The organism is Streptomyces sp. NPDC054765 (assembly GCF_053612065.1).
Genome location: NZ_JBSHBP010000003.1, coordinates 83,163 through 102,687 on the forward strand (window position 1 = coordinate 83,163; position 19,525 = coordinate 102,687).

Annotated in this window: 13 protein-coding genes and 1 pseudogene; 9 read left to right on the forward strand and 5 right to left on the reverse strand. The window is 72.2% G+C overall.

Going from position 1 to position 19,525, the window contains the following annotated elements:
* Positions 1-119: 119 nt before the first annotated feature.
* Positions 120-1,352 carry a S8 family serine peptidase gene (locus ACWGJY_RS03165; RefSeq protein ID WP_453259069.1) on the reverse strand — a complete coding sequence of 411 codons (1,233 nt, stop codon included), beginning with the start codon at positions 1,350-1,352 and terminating at the stop codon, positions 120-122.
* Between the two features lie 198 nt (positions 1,353-1,550).
* Between ACWGJY_RS03165 and ACWGJY_RS03170 the strand changes: the two genes are divergently transcribed.
* Complete coding sequence (locus ACWGJY_RS03170) at positions 1,551-4,865, forward strand: right-handed parallel beta-helix repeat-containing protein (RefSeq protein WP_453259070.1); 3,315 nt, start codon at positions 1,551-1,553, stop codon at positions 4,863-4,865.
* 335 nt (positions 4,866-5,200) lie between these two features.
* On the opposite strand, the gene ACWGJY_RS03175 is transcribed toward ACWGJY_RS03170, so the two are convergent.
* Positions 5,201-7,249, reverse strand: coding sequence for an AAA family ATPase (locus tag ACWGJY_RS03175; protein ID WP_453259071.1), 2,049 nt, complete (start codon positions 7,247-7,249; stop codon positions 5,201-5,203).
* A 3-nt stretch (positions 7,250-7,252) separates the two neighbouring features.
* Positions 7,253-7,390 (reverse strand): hypothetical protein, encoded by a 138-nt coding sequence (locus ACWGJY_RS03180; protein ID WP_453259072.1) that lies wholly within the window; start codon positions 7,388-7,390, stop codon positions 7,253-7,255.
* 751 nt (positions 7,391-8,141) lie between these two features.
* Between ACWGJY_RS03180 and ACWGJY_RS03185 the strand changes: the two genes are divergently transcribed.
* The 6 genes from ACWGJY_RS03185 (at position 8,142) to ACWGJY_RS03210 (ending at position 17,525) form a co-directional block, all read left to right on the forward strand.
* Positions 8,142-8,396: a type II toxin-antitoxin system VapB family antitoxin gene (locus tag ACWGJY_RS03185; protein ID WP_453259073.1), complete on the forward strand. Its 255-nt coding sequence runs from the start codon at positions 8,142-8,144 to the stop codon at positions 8,394-8,396.
* Positions 8,396-8,812 carry a PIN domain-containing protein gene (locus tag ACWGJY_RS03190; RefSeq protein ID WP_453259074.1) on the forward strand — a complete coding sequence of 139 codons (417 nt, stop codon included), beginning with the start codon at positions 8,396-8,398 and terminating at the stop codon, positions 8,810-8,812. Before ACWGJY_RS03185 ends, ACWGJY_RS03190 begins: the two co-directional genes overlap by 1 nt.
* A gap of 346 nt (positions 8,813-9,158) precedes the next feature.
* Positions 9,159-10,850 carry a TIGR02677 family protein gene (locus tag ACWGJY_RS03195; RefSeq protein ID WP_453259075.1) on the forward strand — a complete coding sequence of 564 codons (1,692 nt, stop codon included), beginning with the start codon at positions 9,159-9,161 and terminating at the stop codon, positions 10,848-10,850.
* 40 nt (positions 10,851-10,890) lie between these two features.
* A complete protein-coding gene (locus ACWGJY_RS03200) occupies positions 10,891-12,087 on the forward strand; it encodes a TIGR02678 family protein (protein ID WP_453259076.1) in 1,197 nt (398 codons plus the stop codon).
* Positions 12,084-16,253 carry a TIGR02680 family protein gene (locus ACWGJY_RS03205; protein ID WP_453259077.1) on the forward strand — a complete coding sequence of 1,390 codons (4,170 nt, stop codon included), beginning with the start codon at positions 12,084-12,086 and terminating at the stop codon, positions 16,251-16,253. The genes ACWGJY_RS03200 and ACWGJY_RS03205 overlap by 4 nt, the downstream gene beginning before the upstream one ends.
* A gap of 3 nt (positions 16,254-16,256) precedes the next feature.
* Positions 16,257-17,525: a TIGR02679 family protein gene (locus ACWGJY_RS03210; RefSeq protein ID WP_453259078.1), complete on the forward strand. Its 1,269-nt coding sequence runs from the start codon at positions 16,257-16,259 to the stop codon at positions 17,523-17,525.
* On the opposite strand, the gene ACWGJY_RS03215 is transcribed toward ACWGJY_RS03210, so the two are convergent.
* The gene (locus ACWGJY_RS03215; protein ID WP_453259079.1) at positions 17,512-17,640 is read right to left on the reverse strand and encodes a hypothetical protein; all 129 of its coding nucleotides are present in this window, start codon (positions 17,638-17,640) and stop codon (positions 17,512-17,514) included. The two genes, ACWGJY_RS03210 and ACWGJY_RS03215, sit on opposite strands and share 14 nt — an antisense overlap.
* A 221-nt stretch (positions 17,641-17,861) precedes the next feature.
* On the opposite strand from ACWGJY_RS03215, the gene ACWGJY_RS03220 reads away from it, so the two are divergent.
* Together ACWGJY_RS03220 and ACWGJY_RS03225 are read left to right on the forward strand one after the other, a co-directional pair.
* Positions 17,862-18,323, forward strand: a complete 462-nt coding sequence (locus tag ACWGJY_RS03220) for an erythromycin esterase family protein (RefSeq protein ID WP_453259080.1) — start codon at positions 17,862-17,864, stop codon at positions 18,321-18,323.
* Between the two features lie 23 nt (positions 18,324-18,346).
* Positions 18,347-18,912, forward strand: a pseudogene (locus tag ACWGJY_RS03225) (tyrosine-type recombinase/integrase); the annotation flags it as partial.
* A gap of 111 nt (positions 18,913-19,023) precedes the next feature.
* Here the strand turns inward: ACWGJY_RS03225 and ACWGJY_RS03230 are convergent.
* Positions 19,024-19,521, reverse strand: coding sequence for a hypothetical protein (locus ACWGJY_RS03230; protein WP_453259081.1), 498 nt, complete (start codon positions 19,519-19,521; stop codon positions 19,024-19,026).
* Positions 19,522-19,525 lie beyond the last annotated feature (4 nt).

Sequence of the window (19,525 nt, forward strand, 5' to 3'; positions counted from 1 at the left end):
TGGGCCCGTACCCGGGCGCTGCGCCCGCCCTCGCCACGCGGCGGGGGCCGTCGTCCTGTTCGCAGAACCCTGCACATGCGCGCCGGCCTGCGCTTTTCCGTCTCTGTCGAGCGACGGGCCTACCGGCCCCCGCCCCCCGCAGGCGCCGGCCGCTCGTCGTCGGGCGCCCCGGCCGGCCGCCAGCCCCTGGCCCGGCCCCGGGGGATCACCACGGCGCCGCCGGCCACCAGCAGCACCAGCGCGCCGCCCGCTCCGGCGATGAGCAGCGCACGGTTCTGCGGCCCGCGCGGCGCCGGCGCCGGGACGTGCGCCGCGGCCTGCCGGGGTGCGGTGCCCTGCTTGTCGGTGAGCAGCGTCGTGAGCGCCGCGTACGGGTCGAGCCGCGGCGGGTCGTCCGGGTAGCCGGCCACCGTGAGCTGGCGGGCGACGTCCTGGGCCGTCATCTTCGGGTGCCGGGCGCGGACGAGGGCCGCGGCACCTGCCACATGCGCGGCTGCCAGCGAGGAGCCGGATCCGAAGTAGTGGCCGTCACCCTTGGGCCCGACGCTGACCACCGCGTCGCCCGGGGCCCCCAGGTCCGCGTTGCGCGCCTGGGGGGCGTCCTGCGGACGCTGCCCGTCGGGGCCGTAGTCCATGACGGAGAGCACTCCGGGCGCGGACGCGGGCCAGTACCAGGGCGCGGGCTGCACCGGCTTGCCGGTACTGCTGTCCTTCGGGAGGGTGTCCGGGACGATCGGAGCGACAACGAGGGCGCCCCGCTCGGCCGCGTACGCGACGGCCGCGGTCAGCTCGTCCTTGCCGGTGGCCACCGCCTGCCCGACGTAGATGACACCGGCTCCCCGGTCGGCCGCCGTGCGGATCCCGTCGGCGAGCTGACCGGCCGTCGTCTCGCCCCGGGCGTCCGTGCCGCGCACCGCCAGGATCCGGGCCTGCGGCGCGAGTCCGGCCACCCCCACGCCCGCGCCGGGCGCGGCGGCGATCAGGCCCGCCGCGAAGCTGCCGTGGCCCACGCAGTCCTCGCCCGCGTCACCGACCGCCTCGACCCGGCCGGACAGCGCGGGGATGCCGGTCCCGACGCCGGTGTCCACCACGGCGACGGTCACCCCGGCGCCCTCGCTGAACTTCCAGGCCCGGGACAGCCCCAGCGGCTGGTAGGTCCACGGCTGCTTCTCGGCCTTGTCGGTCGACGCCTTGGCGCACGGCGCGCCGGCGGGCAGCACCGAGGTGACGGTGGGCAGTTGGATGTCACCGGCGGCGGCCGGCGCCGCTGCGGCGGCCAGCGAGAGCGCGGCCAGCAGTGCGGCGGCCACCGCCCGTGCCACCGGAAGACGGTGAGAGAGTGCGCGTCGCATGCGCGCATGGTACGTGGCGGGTACCCACGTTCGACAGTGCGGGCGGCCCACCAGGACGGGTAACTCGCCGGACATGCCTGGCTGATGGCGACCGACTTCCCGTAGCCTGCTGGAGTGCGCGTCCTCTGACCGCCACCACAGCCCCCAAAAAACTCGGGTCACCGGGGCCGGAAAGCACCACAACGAGGAGGTCCCAGCGTGTCACGGCAGTTGCTCAGGGTCGACCCGGACGGGACGGACGGTTTCCCGACGATCGGCGAGGCCCTGGCGCAGGCGCGCACCGGAGCCGTCATCCGCGTCAAGCCCGGCCGCTACCGGGAGAACCTCACCGTCAAGACCCGGCTGACCATCGTCGCCGACGGCGAGCGCGGCAGCGTGGAGATCTGCCCGGCGCGCGGCACCGCCGTCGTGCTGGTGGCGGACGCCGTGATGCTCACCGACCTGATGCTGCGCGGCGGCAGCGAGGACCTGCCGGTGGTGGACGCGCCGCGCGGCCAGGTCGCCATGGACGGCTGCACCGTGGTGGGTTCGGGCTGGACCGCGGTCCTGGCCCGGGAGACCGGCTCGCTGGCCATGCGTGACTGCCGGGTCTCCAACCCGGAGGGCGCCGGTGTGGTGGACACCGCGCCCACCGACAGCGTCGTCGCCGACTGCCTGATCGAGCACCTGGGCACCTCCGGCGTCGTCCTCGGCGAGCAGGCCCGCACCACGGTGCGCGGCTGCCGCATCCGGGACGCGCAGGGCAACGGCGTGCTGGCCAACGGCGAGGCGCAGGGCCGGGTGGAGAACTGCGACATCTCCGGCACCGAGAAGCCGGCCATCGCTCTGGAGGGCCGGTCCGCCACCCGCGTGGTGCGCACCACCGTGCACGACACCTCGGTGGGCGTCTACGTGACCAGCGGCGCCCGGCCCACCCTGGAGGAGGTCACGGTCACCGACACCAGCGGCCCCGGCATCGTGCTGTCCCAGGGCGCCGACCCGGAGCTGCTGCGCTGCGCCACCGCACGGACCAAGGGCAACGGGCTGACGGTGACCGAGCGCTCCCGGGGCGTCCTGGAAGGCTGCAGGTTCGACACCGCCGCCGTCGCCGCGATCCGGGTGGCCGGGTCCAGCGCCCCGCTGCTCACCGGCACCACCGTGCGCGAGTGCGCCGACAAGACGGCCGCCGTCCTGCTGGCCGAGGACTCCTCGGCGGAGTTCGACCGCCTGGAGGTGCTGGACGCGTCCGGCGTCGGCGTCTCCATACGCACCGGCGCCAATCCGCTGCTGCGCAAGGCCCGGATCACCGGCGCCGGCGGCCACGCCGTGGAGGTCCTGGAGGACGGCCGCGGCCGGCTGCACGACTGCACGATCGAGCGCTCCGAGGGCGCCGGTGTGTTCATCGCGAACGGCGGCGCGCCGGAGCTGGCCGACACCGTGCTGCGCGCCACCGGCCAGGCCGGCGTGCACATCGGCTCCGAGGGGCGGGCCACGGTACGCGACTGCGAGATCGACGCCGGCCACGCGGCCGGCCTGCACGTGGACAGCGGCGGCGAGTTGACCGCGAGCCGCACCCATGTGACCGGCTCCGGGGCGCACGGCCTGCTGGTCGCCAACGGCGGCCGGGCGGCGCTCGACGGCTGCCAGCTGAACGGCAGCACCGGCGACGGCGCCCGGGTCGACAGCTCCGAGCAGGTCACCCTCACCGACTGCGCCGTCCGGGACAACCGGGGCGCCGGGCTCAAGCAGACCCGCGCCAGCGAGCGGCTCACCGTCGAGGGGCTCAACAGCACCGGCAACTCCGCCCCGGACTCCTGGGGCGAGACCGCGGGCGACCTCGCCGCCGAGGGGGCCGGCAGCGGGCCGGGCCGGCAGCTGCAGCAGGGCCCGCTGGGAGAGCTGGAGTCGCTCATCGGGCTGGGCGACGTCAAGCACCAGGTGCGCACCCTGATCAGCCTCAACCAGCTCGCGCAGCGCCGTGCCAGCCTCGGCATGCCGGCCCCGCCGATGAGCCGCCACCTGGTCTTCTCGGGCCCGCCCGGCACCGGCAAGACCACCGTGGCCCGGCTCTACGGCGGCATCCTGGCCGAGCTGGGCGTGCTGCCCTCCGGCCACCTGGTGGAGGTCTCCCGGGCCGATCTGGTCGCCCAGGTCATCGGCGGTACGGCCATCAAGACCACCGAGGCGTTCAACGAGGCCATCGGCGGCGTGCTGTTCGTCGACGAGGCGTACACCCTGTTGTCCGACAGCAAGGGCTCCGGTGCCGACTTCGGCCGGGAGGCCATCGACACGCTGCTGAAGCTGATGGAGGACCACCGGGACGACGTGGTGGTCATCGTCGCCGGATACACCGAGGAGATCGCCTCGTTCCTGACCTCCAACCCCGGTCTGGCCTCCCGCTTCACCCGCACCGTCGAGTTCGCCAACTACTCCGTCGCCGAGCTGGTGACCATCACCGAGAGCATGTGCGAGGCGCACCGCTACGCGCTGGACCCGAGCACCCTGGACGCGCTCGCCCGGCACTACGAGCAGATGCCGCGCGATGCCGGGTTCGGCAACGGCCGTGCGGCACGCCAGGTGTTCGAGGAGATGGTGGACCGGCAGGCGTACCGGCTCGGCTCGCTGGACAACCCGGCCGAGGCCGACCTGTCACTCCTGCTGCCCGAGGACGTCGCGGACCAGGCGGCGGCCGCCCAGACTGCGGACGGGCGCGGCTCCGCCGAGCTGCTGGCCGAACTCGACGCCATGATCGGCCTGCACGCCGTCAAGCAGGAGGTCACCGACCTGGTCAACCTGCTCTCGGCCACCCGGCAACGGCAGGCCGTGGGCCTGCCCGTCCCGAAGATCAGCCACCATCTGGTCTTCTCCGGCCCGCCCGGTACCGGCAAGACCACCATCGCCCGGCTCTACGCGGACCTGCTGCACTCCCTCGGGGTGCTGAACACCGGCCGGCTTGTGGAGGTGGCCCGCGCCGACCTGGTGGGCCGCTATGTGGGCCACACCGCGCAGCTCACCAAGGAGGCGTTCGACAGCGCCCTGGGCGGCGTGCTGTTCATCGACGAGGCGTACACCCTCACGCCGGAGCACGCCGGCTCCGACTTCGGCCGGGAGGCGGTGGACACGCTGCTGAAGCTGATGGAGGACCACCGCGACGAGGTCGTCGTCATCGTCGCCGGATACACCGAGGAGATGCACCGCTTCCTGGCCTCCAACCCGGGCCTGGCCTCCCGCTTCGCGCGCACGGTGGAGTTCGAGAACTACTCCACCGACGAGCTGGTGGAGATCATGAGCCGCTACGCGACGGCCTCCGGCTACGACTGCGCGCCCGAGACCCGCGAGGCGCTGCACGCCTACCTGGACCGGCTGCCGCGCGACCGCTCGTTCGGCAACGCCCGCACCTCGCGGCAGACGCTGGAGGCGATGATGACGCGGCAGGCCCGCCGGATCGGGGCGATCTCCGCACCCAGCCTGGACGACCTGCGGCAGCTGCTGCCCGAGGACCTGCCCCAGGAGGCCCGGCTGACGGCGGGCTGACCACCGGACGGCCCCCCTCCCGGCCGAAGCGGCAGGGGCCGCGTCCTGGCTGCGTTCCGGCGGGGCGGGCCAGGGCGCCGGTGCCCGAGAGCTTCTCCGGCCTGCTCGGTGCGGAGACCGGCACCACGTTCGGTCCGGCCGGGGCCGTGGCGGGGCGGATGACCGGGCAGTAGAGGTGCGGGCAGGTCCGCCCGTGCGGGCAGGTCCGCCCCCGCCCGCTCCGTCCCCTCCGTCCGCCCCGCCCGCCCCGCCCCCGGCCGGTGAATCACCGGGGGCCCCGCGCGGGTCCGGTCCGTGGGCAAGAGGAGCGCGAGATCAGCGGCGTCGGTGCCGCCTCACCGCGGTACCGGGCCGTACAGCTCGCGCTCCCGCAGCAGTTCCGCCGCCCTCGTCAGCGCGGCGGACAGCCGGCGCCGGTAGGTGCTGAAGGACAGTGACGCCCGGCTCGCCGCGGCCTGCTGGCTGCGCGGCCCGCTCAGATAGGTGATCTCCAAAACGTCACCCAACTGCCGCTGTCCGGGAAGCGCACGCAACTGCGCCACGGTCTCGGTCAGCACCGCGCGCAGCGCCGCCGCGTCCGCGCCGGGTGCCACCAGCCGGGTCCCCAGCAGCGCGCTCTCCGCGAGCTGCCGCGGGTTCAGCGCGCTGCGGTAGGCGTGCTTGACGGCGTCCGCGAACTGCGGCCACGGCATGACGGGAGCCGCCCCGTCGGTGACCGGCGCGGGGTTCGCCGAGGGCTCGTCGGCCAGCAGCCGGGTGCGCAGCGCCACGGCCCAGCGGTCGAAGGGTGCGCTGCGCCAGTCCTGCACGAACGGCGCCACCCGCTCGCCGTGCGGGCCGTCGACCGGGGCCGTGCGCTGCTGCCCGTACAGCTCGAGCAGCGACGACAGCGCACGCTGGTCCTGCGCCGTGCACGTCCAGCTCATCGCCAGGCCGGGCGTGGTCGCCCACAGCGTGGTCAACGCGGAGCAGGCCACCGCCGCGCCGCCGGTGCTCCAACGCCCCAGCAGCAGCCGCTCACTGCGCCGCAGCGGCGACCGGCCGGCCGCGTGCTCCAGCGCGGCGTGCGCCACCGGATCGTCGGGCAGCCCGGTGGCACCGGCCTCCAGGCAGGGCGCGACGAGCGTGCCGGCAATCCCGCGGCGGCCGTCCTTCGCGACGATGAAGGCCGTCGGCTGGTGGTCCCACCACTGCCGTGCCAGGCGGCCGGCCGCCCAGCCGTGCTCCTTCTCGATCGCGGCCAGCACGTCGTCCAGGTCCGCCGGACGGGCGGCCCGCAGCTGCAGGCGGTCCGCGCCGTGCCAGTCCACCGCCTCCCGCGCGATCCGGTTCGTCCGGCCCAGGTAGGCCAGCCCCGCACCGAACACCCAGCGGCCGCCGCCGTGCTCCGCCAGCCGCTCGGCCAGGTGCGCGTGCAGCCGGCGGAAGAGGCGCTCGTACGTCTCCAGTCCGCGCCAGCGCAGATCGGCCACCAGCGCTTCCCGCACCAGTTCGTGCGGGACCAGGCCGTCGGCGGTGCTGTGCACGAACGACAGACCGCTCAGCCAGGCGCACAGCGTCCGCGCCTCGGCCACCGGTACCTCCAGCGTGTGCCGCACCAGTTCCTCGGTGGTCACCCGGGCCAGCGCCAGCACGCGGAGCGCGTCGGCCCGGTCCGGCGACGGGCTCTCCCGCAGCAGCAGTCGCAGCAACTCGCGCACCAGCTCAGGGGAGTCGCCCAACTCCCAGCCGCGGTGCGGCTCCCCGGCCCGCGTGGCACGTTCCCGCGCGTCGGCGAAGAGCGCCAGGGCCAACGGCAGTCCGTGTGCGGCCCGCACGAGGTCCGGGACGGCCGGCCCGTCCACGTCCCGGTGGAGCAGCAGCTGCGCGGCCTCGGCGTCGTCCATGCCGTCCAGCTCCACACTGCGCAGCGCGTGCCACCACTGCGCGTCGGTGCGCCACTCGGCCGACGGGGGCCGCCGGCCGCCGACCGCGACCAGCACATGCGCGGGCATGCGTGGCAGGAACTCGTCACGCAGCCAGTGCTCCAGCGCTCCCAGCGATTCCGCCGAGTCGACCAGCAGCACCTGCGCCTCCTCCAGCGGGCCCTGCGCCTCCAGCGCGGCCAAGAACGCCTCCGGCGTCGGATCCGTGCGCCGCATGTCGACCCAGCGGGCGGCCCTGCCGTGCGTCTTCGCCTCGTCCGCGAACCGGCGCAGCAGGGTGCTCTTGCCCACGCCGCCCATGCCGTGCAGCCATACCACGAAGCAGCTCCGCCGGTCGCTGAGCAGCAGGTCCCGCAGCATCCGCAGTTCGGCGACCCGGCCGGTGAACACCCGTCTCCGCAGGGCCGCCAGCGCGTCCCCGTGCGAGTCGGCCGGCAGGGACGGGGAAGATTTCCGCATCGTCTACCCGCTGAACCGCTGGTTGCCGTCGGCGCGCGCGCCGAGGACACCGACGACATCGCAGCCGGTCGCCGCCCCGCCCACCCGCGCCTGCCCGGCCACGAGTTCCGTGCCGGCCGATAGAGCCACATCTGTGATCATTGAGCCTGTGTTTCCTGCTTCGGGGGGCCGACGCCCTGATGGCGGATACTGACGATGCCGCGCCGCAGGGCACCGGCACATCGGTGAAAACTACGTAGTGCGAACGGTTGCGCAATGTGGCGCCCGATGGCCATAGGGACAACTCCCGCAGCCGGCCGCGCGAGGAAATCGCCGGCTTGCGGCAGACGTTGCACAGGTGTGCGTCGCTCCGTCAGCCGGCGCACCGCTGAACGCCGCCCCAAGGGCTCCGCCTGCCGGCACCGCGCAGGGTGCGGCGACGAGCGGTGGGACAGTGGCGCTGAAGCTCATTTCGGGTCCCCCCGGGGCAGTCGGTGTCGCTGTCTCCTCGGTACGTCACCCACTCTCACCGGACCCGCTATCGCAGGGCTGCCACTCCGCTAACATCCGGCTAACACGGGTGTGAGCAGCGGGGACGCCAAAAAGAACCCGAAGAACCGGGCGCGGCCGCCTGGTCGGGATACACACAACTGCGGGCGGTATCCGGGGTCGTCTTGCCTCGCTCGACAGGATTCGGCCCCGTCAGTTCCCCCCTGCCGGCTCTCCTCCCCGCCGTCCTCATCGGCGGCGCCGACTGCGCACTGTCCGCCTGGCCCGTTTGTCCGCTTCCTCCACGCGTCGACCATGCGGAGCTTCGCGCGGACCTTACCTTCCGGGCTGCCAGAACGACATCGTTTTCTGCTCGATAGTGGTATCGTTTACTGAGCTGGGTATCACGAAGGGAGTCATCCACATGGCGAGGACCGTCATCGACCTCGACGAGGACATGGTCACCGAAGCCATGCGCATCTTCGGCACCAAGACGAAGGCGAAGGCCGTGCGTCTCGCCATGGAGGATGCCGTCAAGCGTCACCTGCGCCAGGAGCTCTTCGACGCCATGGATGCCGGCGAGCTCGACTTCAGCGAGATCATCGAGACCACCGGCCCGCGCAACGCCGACGGGTCCCTTAAGCGCGACAACGGTCAGGACAAAGGCCGCGCCGCCTGATGCAGGACCGCTACCTGATCGACAAATCCGCCCTGGCACGCTGGACGAAACCGGGCGTGAAGGAAGTTCTCAAGCCGCTGCACGAGCGCTACCTGCTCGCAGTGTGCCAACCCACCGAGTACGAGATGATCCATTCGGCACGGGACAACGCCGAGGCCACCCGCATCAGCACCTGGCTTCACGCTTTCGACTACCTACCCACCGACGACAGCGCCTTCAGCCGCGCTCTGGAGATCCAGCGCTGCGCCCTCAACGCGGGCTTCCACCGCGCCCTGTCCCTCCCGGACCTGCTGATCGCCGCCACCGCCGAAGCCAACCGACGGACCGTCCTCCACTACGACGGCGACTTCGACATGATCTCCTCCCTCACCGGCCGGCCCACCGAATGGGTCGTCCCACCCGGCACCGCCGATTGATGAGGACGCCGGCCATTTCTGCCTGCGGTGATGTGTCTGACACCAGGGCTGACGTGCGCCCATCGGAACATGATCACTAGACGCCGACGTGCCCCTCGGAACCTGATCACTAGACGCCGACGTGCGCCCATCGGGACATGATCGAATGGGGCTTCACCCTTCCACGGACGTCGCTACGGGACAACACCCACCGGTTGCGGGCCGGATGCACGCGCTCGTCATCGGCCTCCAGGGTGGCCATTGCGGTCGTGGCCACCCGTAGGAATTCCGGGCTCATCCATCCTTCCCAGTGGCCGGTTTCCCGTTCGCGCCCGCGTTGTCAGACCGGTCTGAGAGTCTGGGATGCGTGTCCGTGAAGTCCAGTCCGAAATTCGGCGAGAGGTCCAGCGCTTCGCCGCCTCAGCCCTTCTCCTACCTGCAAGCGCCGAACGCCGCCCTGTACGGCCGAGTCCTGGAGGTGTTCGCAGAAGCCAGGGAGCGGTTCATCGTTCATCTGCGGCCCGAGGACGTCGCCGCGGAGCTGCGGTCCGAGGTGGACAGGGCGCCGGTGCCGGTCGAGGCGGTCGGCGGCGCGCTGGACCAGCTGGTCGGCTGGGGCAATCTCCGCGCGGACCCCGATACCGGCCGGGTGACCTCGGTCGAGGACTTCCACCGGGCGCGCTTCCTGTACCAGCTCACCCGTCACGGCCAGGCCGCGCTGCAAGCGGTCGCGGTGTACGACGAGGCGCTGGGCCGGCGCGGCCAGCTGCAGTCGGTGGCCCTGGCGGACATCGCCGAGCAGCTGGCCGCGCTGCTCGTACTCGCCCAGAAGAAAGACCCTGACCCGGCCAAGGCACATCTCGCGCTGCTGGCCCTTGCCGAGCGGTTCGGCAGCCTCGCCGACAACGCCCAGGCGTTCATGGCCTCACTGCGCCGCACCATCGACTTCCAGGAGGGTGACGAGGAGGCGTTCATCGCGTACAAAGACCGGCTGGTGGAGTACGTCGAGCGCTTCATCGCCGACCTCGCCAACCGCGGCGCGCAGATCGCGGACCTGCTCACCCGGCTGAACGCGGCAGGGGTGGAGCGCTTGCTGCTGTCCGCCGCGCAGCGGGAGGCCGGCGACGCCGTACCGGAAGCGGGAGCGGACGGGCAGGAAGCGGAAGAAGCCCGGCTGGCTGCGTCGCGGGCCGCGCTCACCGCGTGGGAGAACCGCTGGCGCGGCCTGACCGACTGGTTTCTCAGCCGGTCCAGCCGGCAGCCGTCGCAGGCGAAGCTGCTGCGCGGGGCGGCGGTCAGCGCGATCACCAGCCTGGTCAACACGGTGGCCACGCTCAACGAACGGCGTGGCGGTCGCTCCGATCGGTCGGCCGACTTCCGGGCGCTGGCCCGCTTCTTCGCGCAGGCCCCGGATGACAACGCGGCGCACCGGCTGTGGCGGGCGGCCTTCGCCCTCACCCCGGCCCGCCATCTGACGGTGGACGCCGAGACCGAGGCGGCATGGCAGGAAGCGGATCTGCCGGGCACCACGCCATGGGCACAGGCACCGCCACTGGAGATCAGTCCGCGGCTGCGTGAGACGGGTTCGTACGAGCGGCGTGGGCGGCCCACCCGGGTTGCCGACCGCTCCGCGGCGCGGCAGGTGCTGGCCGAGCAGGTCGAGCGCGAAGCCGCTCAGACTGCCGCGGCCCGTGCCCGGCTTGCTACCGGCGGCCCTGTCCCGCTGTCCGACCTGGCCGGCCCCGACGGGCTCGACCCGCATGCGTTCCGGCTGTTCCTCGCCGTACTCGCAGACGCGCTGTCCGCGCGGCTGCCCGGTGAGAGCGAGTCCTCGGCGATCACTGGCGACGGCACCATGGAGGTCCGCCTGAAGCTGGTGGACCCCGACGCGGTGGTGCGGATCCCGACGGCGGACGGTGTGCTCTCCGGTCCTGAGCACGTGATCGAGATCATCGACCTCGTTTCCGGGCCGAGCTCCAGGGAGGCCGAGCCGGCCTCGACAGGTCTGATGCCGGCCGGTGCCGCGGGAGGAACGAGCCGACCGCAGTACGTCCGATGACGCTTGCAATCACGAACGACACTGAGGGAGGGACGCACCGATGAGCACCGTTCCAGCCACCGAGGCACAGGCAGAACGCCGCCGGGCGACCCGCGCGCTGCTGGCCTCACCGCTGCTGACCAGTGGGAGTGAAGAGTTCCGGCTGGTCCGTAAACACGGGGGTGAGCTGGCGTCCTGGTTCACCCAGGAGACCGGCTGGCGACTGGTGGTCGATGCCGAGACCGCCCGGCTGTACAAGACCCCCGCCCGGTTGGACGACGCCACCAGACCGGCCCGCGCGCCGCGCACCAAGGTGCCGTTCACCCGGCGCCGCTACGTCCTGCTGTGCCTGGCGCTGGCGACACTGGAGCGGGCCGACGGACAGACCACCCTGGGCCGGCTCGCCGAGGGGGTGCTGACCGGGACCGCCGACCCTGTGATCGCGGACGCGGGAATCGTTTTCCGCATGGAGCGCCGGGAAGAGCGCTCCGACCTGGTGGCGGTCGTCCGGCTGCTGTTGGAGTGGGGAGTGCTGCACCGCGTCTCCGGCGATGAGGAGGCGTACCTGTCAGAGGCCTCCAACGATGTGCTCTACGACGTGCGCCGGCGTGTCCTGGCTGCGCTGCCGGCCGCCACCCGCGGCCCGTCCACCGTCGAAACCACGGATCCGGATCCGGATCCGGACCAGCGGCTCAGCACGCTCACCTCGGAAGTCGCCCCCGACACCGAGGAGTTGCGGCTGCGAGCGCTGCGCCACCGGCTCACTCGCAGACTGCTGGACGACCCTGTGGTGTACTACGCCGAGCTACCCGAGGACGAGCGCGCCTATCTGGTTTCCCAGCGCTACGCGATCACGCGCAGGATCACCGAACTCACGGGTCTGGTGCCGGAGGCGCGGGCGGAGGGCGTCGCGATGGTGGACCCGGACGACGAGCTCACCGACGTCCGCATGCCCGAGCAGGGCACCGACGGGCATGTCACGCTGCTGATCGCCGCCCACCTGGCCACGGCCGAGGCGGCCCGCACCGAAGAGCAACTCCACACACTCATAAGAGAGTTGGCCGTACAACACCGTTCCTACTGGCGTAAGTCCGCCGCCGAGCCCGCGGCCGCCGCCGAGCTGGTGGCCCAGGCCCTGGACCGGCTCGCCGCTCTCGGCCTTGTCAGCCGGGACGGCGGGACCGTCACAGCCAAGCCCGCTCTGGTCCGCTATGCCCTGGCCGCACCGACCATCCGAAAGGCCCGCTCCCGCGCATGACCGCCGCGCCGTCCACCGCTTCCGCCGCCCTGCCCGAGCCCGTCCGCAACCGCTGGCAGCCGCTGCGCGCAGGGCTGACCGACATCTTCTACTACGACGCCGAGGAGTTCCGCTTCCACGACGGGCGGCTGCTGTTGCGCGGCAACAACGGCACGGGCAAGTCCAAGGTCCTCGCGCTCACGCTGCCGTTCCTGCTCGACGGTGACCTCGCCGCCCACCGCGTCGAGCCGGACGGCGACCGCGCCAAGCGGATGGAGTGGAACCTGCTGCTGGGCGGCAAGCACCCGCACGACGAACGCACCGGTTACACCTGGCTGGAGTTCGGACGGACCGGTGAAGACGGCCGGCCTCGGTACCGGACCATCGGCTGCGGGCTGAAGGCGGTCAAGGGGCGAGGCATCGCCAAGCACTGGTTCTTCACCACCAGCCTGCGGATCGGTCCCGACCTGCCGCTGATGTCCGCCTCCCGGGTTCCCGTCACCCGCGAACGGCTGCGTGAGGTACTGCAGGGCCACGGACTCGTCCACGACACCGCCGCCGAGTACCGCAGGGCCGTGGACGAACAGCTCTTCGGCCTCGGCCAGGAGCGCTACGAGGCACTGGTCAATCTGCTCATCCAGCTGCGTCAGCCGCAGCTGTCGAAGCGGCCCGACGAGAAGCTGCTGTCCAGAGCACTCACCGAGTCGCTGCCACCGCTCGATCCGGCGTTGATCGGGGAGGTCGCCGAGGCGTTCCGCGGCCTGGACGACGAGCGACACGCGCTGGCCGCGCTCACCGAGGCATCCACGGCCGCCACCGCCTTCCTCACCCACTACCGCCGTTACGCCCAGATCGCCGCCAAGCGGCAGGCCGCCGTCCTGCGGGTCGCGCACAGCCGGTACGAACACCTGGGCCGCGATCTGACCGAGGCCGAGACCGAACACGCGGAGGCGGACGAGCGGTTGGTGACGGCGGGGTCCCGGCTGGAGGAGCTGGCGGACGCGCGGGCGGCGCTGACCGCCACCCGGGACGCGTTGAACCGCAGTCCTGAGATGGACGCCGCTCGCGAGCTGGAACAGGCCGGCAAGGCAGCCGGGACGCTGCGCGCGGTCGCCGACGACCGCGCCTCGGCCGCCCGGACCGCCCAGCGGCTCGCGGACGACTGGCGGCGGCGGGCCGCCGACTCCCGGGCTCGCAGGGATGCCGACCGGTCGGCTTTCGCTGAGGCCGACGGGGCGGCCCGGCAGGCCGCTGAGGCCGCCGGAATCGATCACGGCCCGGTCGCCGAGTCGCTGGAAGAGGAGGATCCGGGGTCCCGACTTCCTGAGTCCGGTTTTCCGGAGGCCCGCAGGGCAGGCGAGCGCGCCGTTGAGCGGCGCCGCCAGGCCGTGGCCGGTCTGGCCCGGCTGCTCACCCGGAATGAGCGAGCCGAGGGGCGGGCGCGTGCGGCGCAGACCGAAGCCGCCCGCGCGGCTTCGGATGGGGAAGCGGCGAGGGAGCGTGTCTCCGAGGCCGGGCAGGCCGTCAGCGAAGAGGCAGCCGGCCTCATCGCAGCGTGGCGCGGGTGGGCTGCGGGAGCGGTCGAACTGCGCCTGGACGATCCCGACCAGGCCGGCGCCGCATTGGAGGCGTGGACCGACACCCTGGACGGTCCCAACCCGGCCGCCGAGGCGGCCGCCGCGGCCTACCGCACTGCGATCGGCACGCTCACCCGACGGGAAACGGAGCTCGACGCCGAGCGCGCCGCCGCGCGGCGTGAACTCGCCGGGGTTGACGAGGAGATCACCCGCCTGGAGTCCGGCGGCCATGACACCCCGCCTCCGGCGTACACCCGCGATCCACAGGCCCGCACCGACCGTCCCGGCGCGCCACTGTGGCGGGCCGTCGACTTCGACGACGCCGTACCGGAGGCCGATCGCGCCGGGATCGAGGCAGCCCTGGAGGCCGCCGGACTGCTCGATGCCTGGATCGCGCCCGACGGCACACTGCTCGACGCCCGCACCTACGACGCGCTGCTGCTGCCGGGTTCCGCTGCCGCCCCCGGCCCCGGCCTGACTGCCGTACTGCGCCCGGCCGTGGACCGGGCAGACCCGCAGGCCGGCGCGCTGGACAACGGCGCCGTGCACGCCGTCCTGGCCGCGGTCGGCCTCGGCGAGAGCCCGGACCACCACACCTGGGTCGCCGCTGACGGGAGCTACCGGATCGGCGCCCTCACCGGGCGCTGGGCCAAGTCGGCCGCCCGCTTCATCGGCGAGGGCGCCCGGGAAGCGGCCCGCCGCACCCGCCTCACCGAACTGGCCACCACGCGCACGGAACTCGGCGTACTCCTCGACGAGTTGGACCAGCGGCGCCGCGCCCTGCGGGAGCGGGCCACGGCACTCACCGCCGAACAGCGCGCCCAGCCGTCCGACCAGGCGCTGCGCGAGGCCCATGCCCGCGTCGGCCATGAGGCCGCGTCCGCCCGCCGCCTGGCAGAGCGACGGGCGGAGGCCGAGCAGGACGCGGCCACGCGCCGGGAGGAAGCCGAGAGGGCGCACCAGGAGGCCGCGGAGTACGCCTCGGACACCGGGCTGCCCGCCGCCCGCGAGACACTGGACCAGATCCGCGACGCGGTCTCCGGCTACGCAGCCGTCCTCGCCGCACTCCTTCCGGCCGCCGCCGCCCGGACGCGTTCCGCCGCCTTCGCCGCCGAAGCCGCCTCGGAGGCGGTCACCGCAGCGGGTGCGCAGGCCGAGGCCGACGAGGCCGCCACCGTCGCCCGCCGGAGTGCCGACGCCGCCGCCGAGCGCCATCGGGTGCTGGACGACACCATCGGGGCGAGCGTGGCGGAACTCCACCGCCAACTGGCCGCAACCGACGCGGCGCTCGCCGCACGGGACGCCGAGGAGAAGTCGACCCAGCGCGCTCGCGAGGCTGCCCTGACCGCCCGAGCCCGAGCCGAGGGCCGCTGCACCGAGATCCGCAGCCGGATCGAGGAGGCGACCGGCGAACGCGACCGCGCGGTGACCGCCCTGCGCTCCTTCGCGGCCACCGGCCTGCTCGCCGCCGCGCATCCTGCCATCGCCGTCCCGCCGCTGGACGAACCATGGGCCCCGACGCCCGCCGTCACGCTGGCCCGCACCATCAACACCGAACTCGCCGGGACGGACGACTCCGACCGCCGCTGGGAGCTGATCCAGCAACGGATCTCCGCCGAGCACAAGGTGCTCACCGATGCCCTGGGCCGTCACGGCCACTCCGTGGGCATGACCCTGCACGACGGCATCATGATCGTTGACGTGGTCTTCCAGGGGCGCACCCACGACGTTCCGGCCCTCGCCGACTCCCTGCGCGAGGAGGTCGACCAGCGCGACCGGCTGCTGTCCGCCAAGGAACGCGAACTGCTGGAGAACCACCTGGTCGGCGAGGTCGCCGGAGCCTTGCAGGAACTGATCGCCGCAGCCGAGGAGCAGGTGGCCGCGATGAACCAGGACCTGGCCGCCCGTCCCACGTCGACCGGTATGACCTTGCGCTTGCGGTGGCAGCCCGCCAAGGCAGCCCCCGAGGGTCTGGAGGCCGTACGCGCCAGGCTGCTGCGGCAGTCCTCCGATGCCTGGTCGCCGGCCGACCGTGCCCAGGTGGGGAAGTTCCTGCAGGCCAGAATCGCCCAGGACCGCGAGGACCACCCCGGGGACTCCTGGGCCGACCAGCTCACCCGCGCCCTGGACTACCGCGCCTGGCACGCTTTCACCATTCAGCGGCGGCAGGACGGCCAGTGGAAGCCGGCCACCGGCCCCGCTTCCGGCGGCGAACGGGTGCTCGCCGCCTCGGTCCCGCTCTTCGCCGCGGCCTCCTCGCACTACTCCTCCGGCAGCCCGCACGCCCCGCGCCTGATCGCGCTGGACGAGGCGTTCGCCGGTGTGGACGACGACTCCCGCGCCAAGTGCCTCGGCCTGCTTGCCTCGTTCGACCTCGACGTGGTGATGACCAGCGAACGCGAGTGGGCCTGCTACCCGACCGTGCCCGGCATCGGCATCGCCCAGCTGAGCCGGCGCGAGGGGATCGACGCCGTCCTGGTCACCCCCTGGCGCTGGGACGGCAGCGCCCGGATCCGCCGGCAACGCCCCGACCCCTACGTCCCCCTCCCCGCCCAGACGTCCACGGCCGCCGACGAACCGGCACAGACGTCTCTCCTGGAGGGCGAGTAACCCGTGCCGGAGACCGACCAACCACGGCTGCGTCGCCTGCTCGGCACACCCGAAACCTCCTGGCTGCTGGAACGCGTCCGAGACCGGATGGCCACCGGCCGCGCACTGGACACCGCCGTCACCCTGAAGGCCGCCACAGCCGAACAGCGCCGCGCGATCGAGCTGCTGCTCGGGCGCCGTCTGCGCTCGGGCGCTTCGCTCACGGTGCCGCTGACCGAGGTCGACCGCACCCTGCGCGAGTCGCTGACCTGCCCGGACGGCCTCGCGGCAGCGGTGGTGGCGCTGACCGGCCCCGTGACCGACCGGCGCGCTCAGCACGCCGCCGAGGCCGCCGCCTGGCAGCAGGCACTGGCCGAGTTCGACATACCGGCGATCACCGGGCGAGCCGGCCTGGCATCCTGGCGAGCCGAGCTGGAGGCGACCGGTCTCCTCAAACGCCTCTCCGGGGGCGCCCCCTCGACGGCCCGCACACTGGCCACCGAGGCGGTACACGTACTCTCCCAGCTCCCGGCAGCCCACAGCATCAGCCTCCCCGTCCTCGCCGCCCGCGCCCTCGGCGACGCTCACGCACTGGACGAAGGCCGTCCGCTGGCCGCGCTCGTCTTCTCCGCTGTCCGTGCACTTGCCGCGCTGCCCGCGGGCGCGGCGTCCGATACCGAAGGCCGCCGGGCCGCCTGGTCGGCCGTAGGCGTGGCCTTGGACGAACTCTCCTCGCGCGTACTCGTCCTCGGTCTGCCCGGCTCTCCCCGCAGTACCACCGGCCGTATCCTCGCCGCCGCGCACGAAGGCGGTGAACCCTGCTTGCTGACGCTACGTCAGCTGACCCGGGAGCCGCCCGATCTCGGAGTGGCAGGACGGCGGATCCGAGTCTGCGAGAACCCCGCCGTACTCGCCGCCGCCGCTGACGAGCCGGCCCCCGGCCGCTGCCCACCGCTCGTCTGCGTCGAGGGCAACCTCTCCCTCGCCGCACGTACCCTGCTCACCCAACTCGCCGACCGTGGCTGCCCGATCGCCTACCACGGCGACTTCGACTGGGGCGGCGTCCGCATCGCCACAGGCGTCCTGCGCCTGCCCGGCGCCGCACCGTGGCGCTACGACGCCCCCGCCTACCTGGCCGCCGTCGAACGCGGCCTCGGCACACCGCTCACCTCCGGCACCCCGACCCCCACCCCCTGGGACCCGGCACTCGGCGAGGCCATCGCCGAGCACGGCATACGAGTCGAGGAGGAACATCTGCTGAACCAATTGCTCGCAGACCTCAGCTCGGGGTGAACACGAGGTTCGGGATGAACACGAGGTCACGCCGCTCGTAGGCGCCATCCCAGTAGCGCTCGTCGAGACCGTACGGGCTCCAGCCCTTCAGGCAAGGCTTCAGATCCTCGCCCACAGCGCGTGCGCTTCCCCCATTTTCCGGCCTGCTCGCGAAGCACACCGGCGTACCGGGCCTCAACGGCTGCTCCTTCGCCGCAGGTGCGGAACGTGCCGCACGGCCGGTACCCCGGAGCGCCGCGGCGCCCCCACACGCAGGCCGGCGATACCTCATGCATACGGACGTAGATGAGGAGCAGAGTGACAGACCATGTACGACGGTGGCTGGCGGAGAAGGCGATGCCGCTGCGCAGCCTGGACGTGGACGCGCCCGACGACGACTTACGGGCTCTGATGCCGCTACTGAGCGACGTGCGGGTGCTGGGGATGGGAGAAGCCACCCACGGTACCGCGGAGTTCTTCCGGCTCAAGCACCGCCTGCTCAGGTTCCTCGTCGCCAGGATGGGCTTCACCACACTGGCGATGGAGGCAAGCTCATCCGCATCTCAGGCGGTGAACGATTATGTCCTGCACGGAAGCGGCGATGCGGCAAGCGTGGTCGCCGGCCTCGGATTCTGGACCTGGCGCACCCACGAGATGCTGGCAGTGGTCAACTGGATGAGGGAGCACAACCGCACGGCACCGCCTGGACGGACGGTGCAGTTCATCGGCATCGATCCGCAGCGCTGGCGAACCTCGCGCCGGGACCTCCTGCCAAGGGCCTCCACCGCGAGGCCGAAAGCACGACGAGCTGCTTACTGACCGCCGCCCTCATATCCCCCTACATCGGCAGCCTGACCGCGAGCGAGTGGCTCGACCGGTGGCTGGCGGACAAGCGCATACAGAAGTCCGGCCTGAACCGCTATGAGACCGACATCCGCGTGCACTTGAAGCCGCGCATCGGGAACCGACGCCTCGACCGGCTGCGCGTCAGCCACCTCAGCCAGATGTTCACGGATATCCGCGACGCCAACGCCCAGATCCTGGAGCAGAACGCTCAAAAGGCAGGCCGCGATCGACGAATTGGCGGCTGTGCCGTGGAAGGGCGCGGAGAACCGCGCCCGCCGAAAGGCAATGAAGGCGGCGATCGACGCGATGCCACCCTTCCGACGCGTCACCGGCCCCGCCACGCGCCTGCACGTGCAAGGCCACACTCCGCGCGGCCCTGAACGACGTGATCGGGCGGCAGATCATCACGTTCAACCCGGCCACCCACGTCGAGATCGACCCCGTACGCAAGCCGAAGGCCCTGGTGTGGACGGACGAGCGGGTCGCCAAGTGGGAGCAGACGGGCGAGAAGCCGTCGCCCGTGATGGTCTGGACGCCCAAACAGACCGGCTCCTTTCTCGATCATGACACGCGATTGCCGAACGGAACCAATAGGGGCTCGGTGCTACTGACCCGCCCTCGCCAGCGCATTTCGGACCAGCCAGCCATAATCGCAGGCCACAGGCAACGCTCTTTATGTGTCCCGTTCCGTGAGATACTCCTCGATGGCTCGCCTCACCGAGGAAGGCGTGGACGCATCACGGGGGTTGTTCATACCTAGTAGCGAAAGAGAAAAGACTACTCTTCGGACCACCTGCTCGCCTTCCGCGTTGAGAGCGTCAATTACCTTGAGCGTGTGTGAAATCGCGTAATAGGCGGGGCTCACTTCCGTATAGTCAGGATGAACAACGGGCCTTTTCTCCGAATCGAGGATCACGGGCACGCTTGGCGGAATAATAACGACGCCAGGAAGCCCGTCGCCCGTTACGTTGGTGACGATCTGCGCCGCGGTCGTGTTCGGACGCCCACCGTACCGCTCAAACGCGTAGACCCCAGAGATGACTACGGCGTCAGCCTCGATATATGCAGCTCGCTCCTTGGTGAATGAAACCTCCGGAAGCGGAGAAAGGTGCGCTTCCCAGAGGGCGAGCGTTGAATCATTATCCGAGGTAATGATGATGTTCAAGTTCATTCGA

What these genes read in the sequence shown, in the direction of transcription:
- ACWGJY_RS03165 (WP_453259069.1), bottom strand. Translation starts at nt 1,352, where the DNA reads ATGCGACGCGCACTCTCTCACCGTCTTCCGGTGGCACGGGCGGTGGCC.
- ACWGJY_RS03175 (WP_453259071.1), bottom strand. Translation starts at nt 7,249, where the DNA reads ATGCGGAAATCTTCCCCGTCCCTGCCGGCCGACTCGCACGGGGACGCG.
- ACWGJY_RS03180 (WP_453259072.1), bottom strand. Translation starts at nt 7,390, where the DNA reads ATGATCACAGATGTGGCTCTATCGGCCGGCACGGAACTCGTGGCCGGG.
- ACWGJY_RS03185 (WP_453259073.1), top strand. Translation starts at nt 8,142, where the DNA reads ATGGCGAGGACCGTCATCGACCTCGACGAGGACATGGTCACCGAAGCC.
- ACWGJY_RS03190 (WP_453259074.1), top strand. Translation starts at nt 8,396, where the DNA reads ATGCAGGACCGCTACCTGATCGACAAATCCGCCCTGGCACGCTGGACG.
- ACWGJY_RS03200 (WP_453259076.1), top strand. Translation starts at nt 10,891, where the DNA reads ATGAGCACCGTTCCAGCCACCGAGGCACAGGCAGAACGCCGCCGGGCG.
- ACWGJY_RS03205 (WP_453259077.1), top strand. Translation starts at nt 12,084, where the DNA reads ATGACCGCCGCGCCGTCCACCGCTTCCGCCGCCCTGCCCGAGCCCGTC.
- ACWGJY_RS03220 (WP_453259080.1), top strand. Translation starts at nt 17,862, where the DNA reads ATGCCGCTGCGCAGCCTGGACGTGGACGCGCCCGACGACGACTTACGG.
- ACWGJY_RS03230 (WP_453259081.1), bottom strand. Translation starts at nt 19,521, where the DNA reads ATGAACTTGAACATCATCATTACCTCGGATAATGATTCAACGCTCGCC.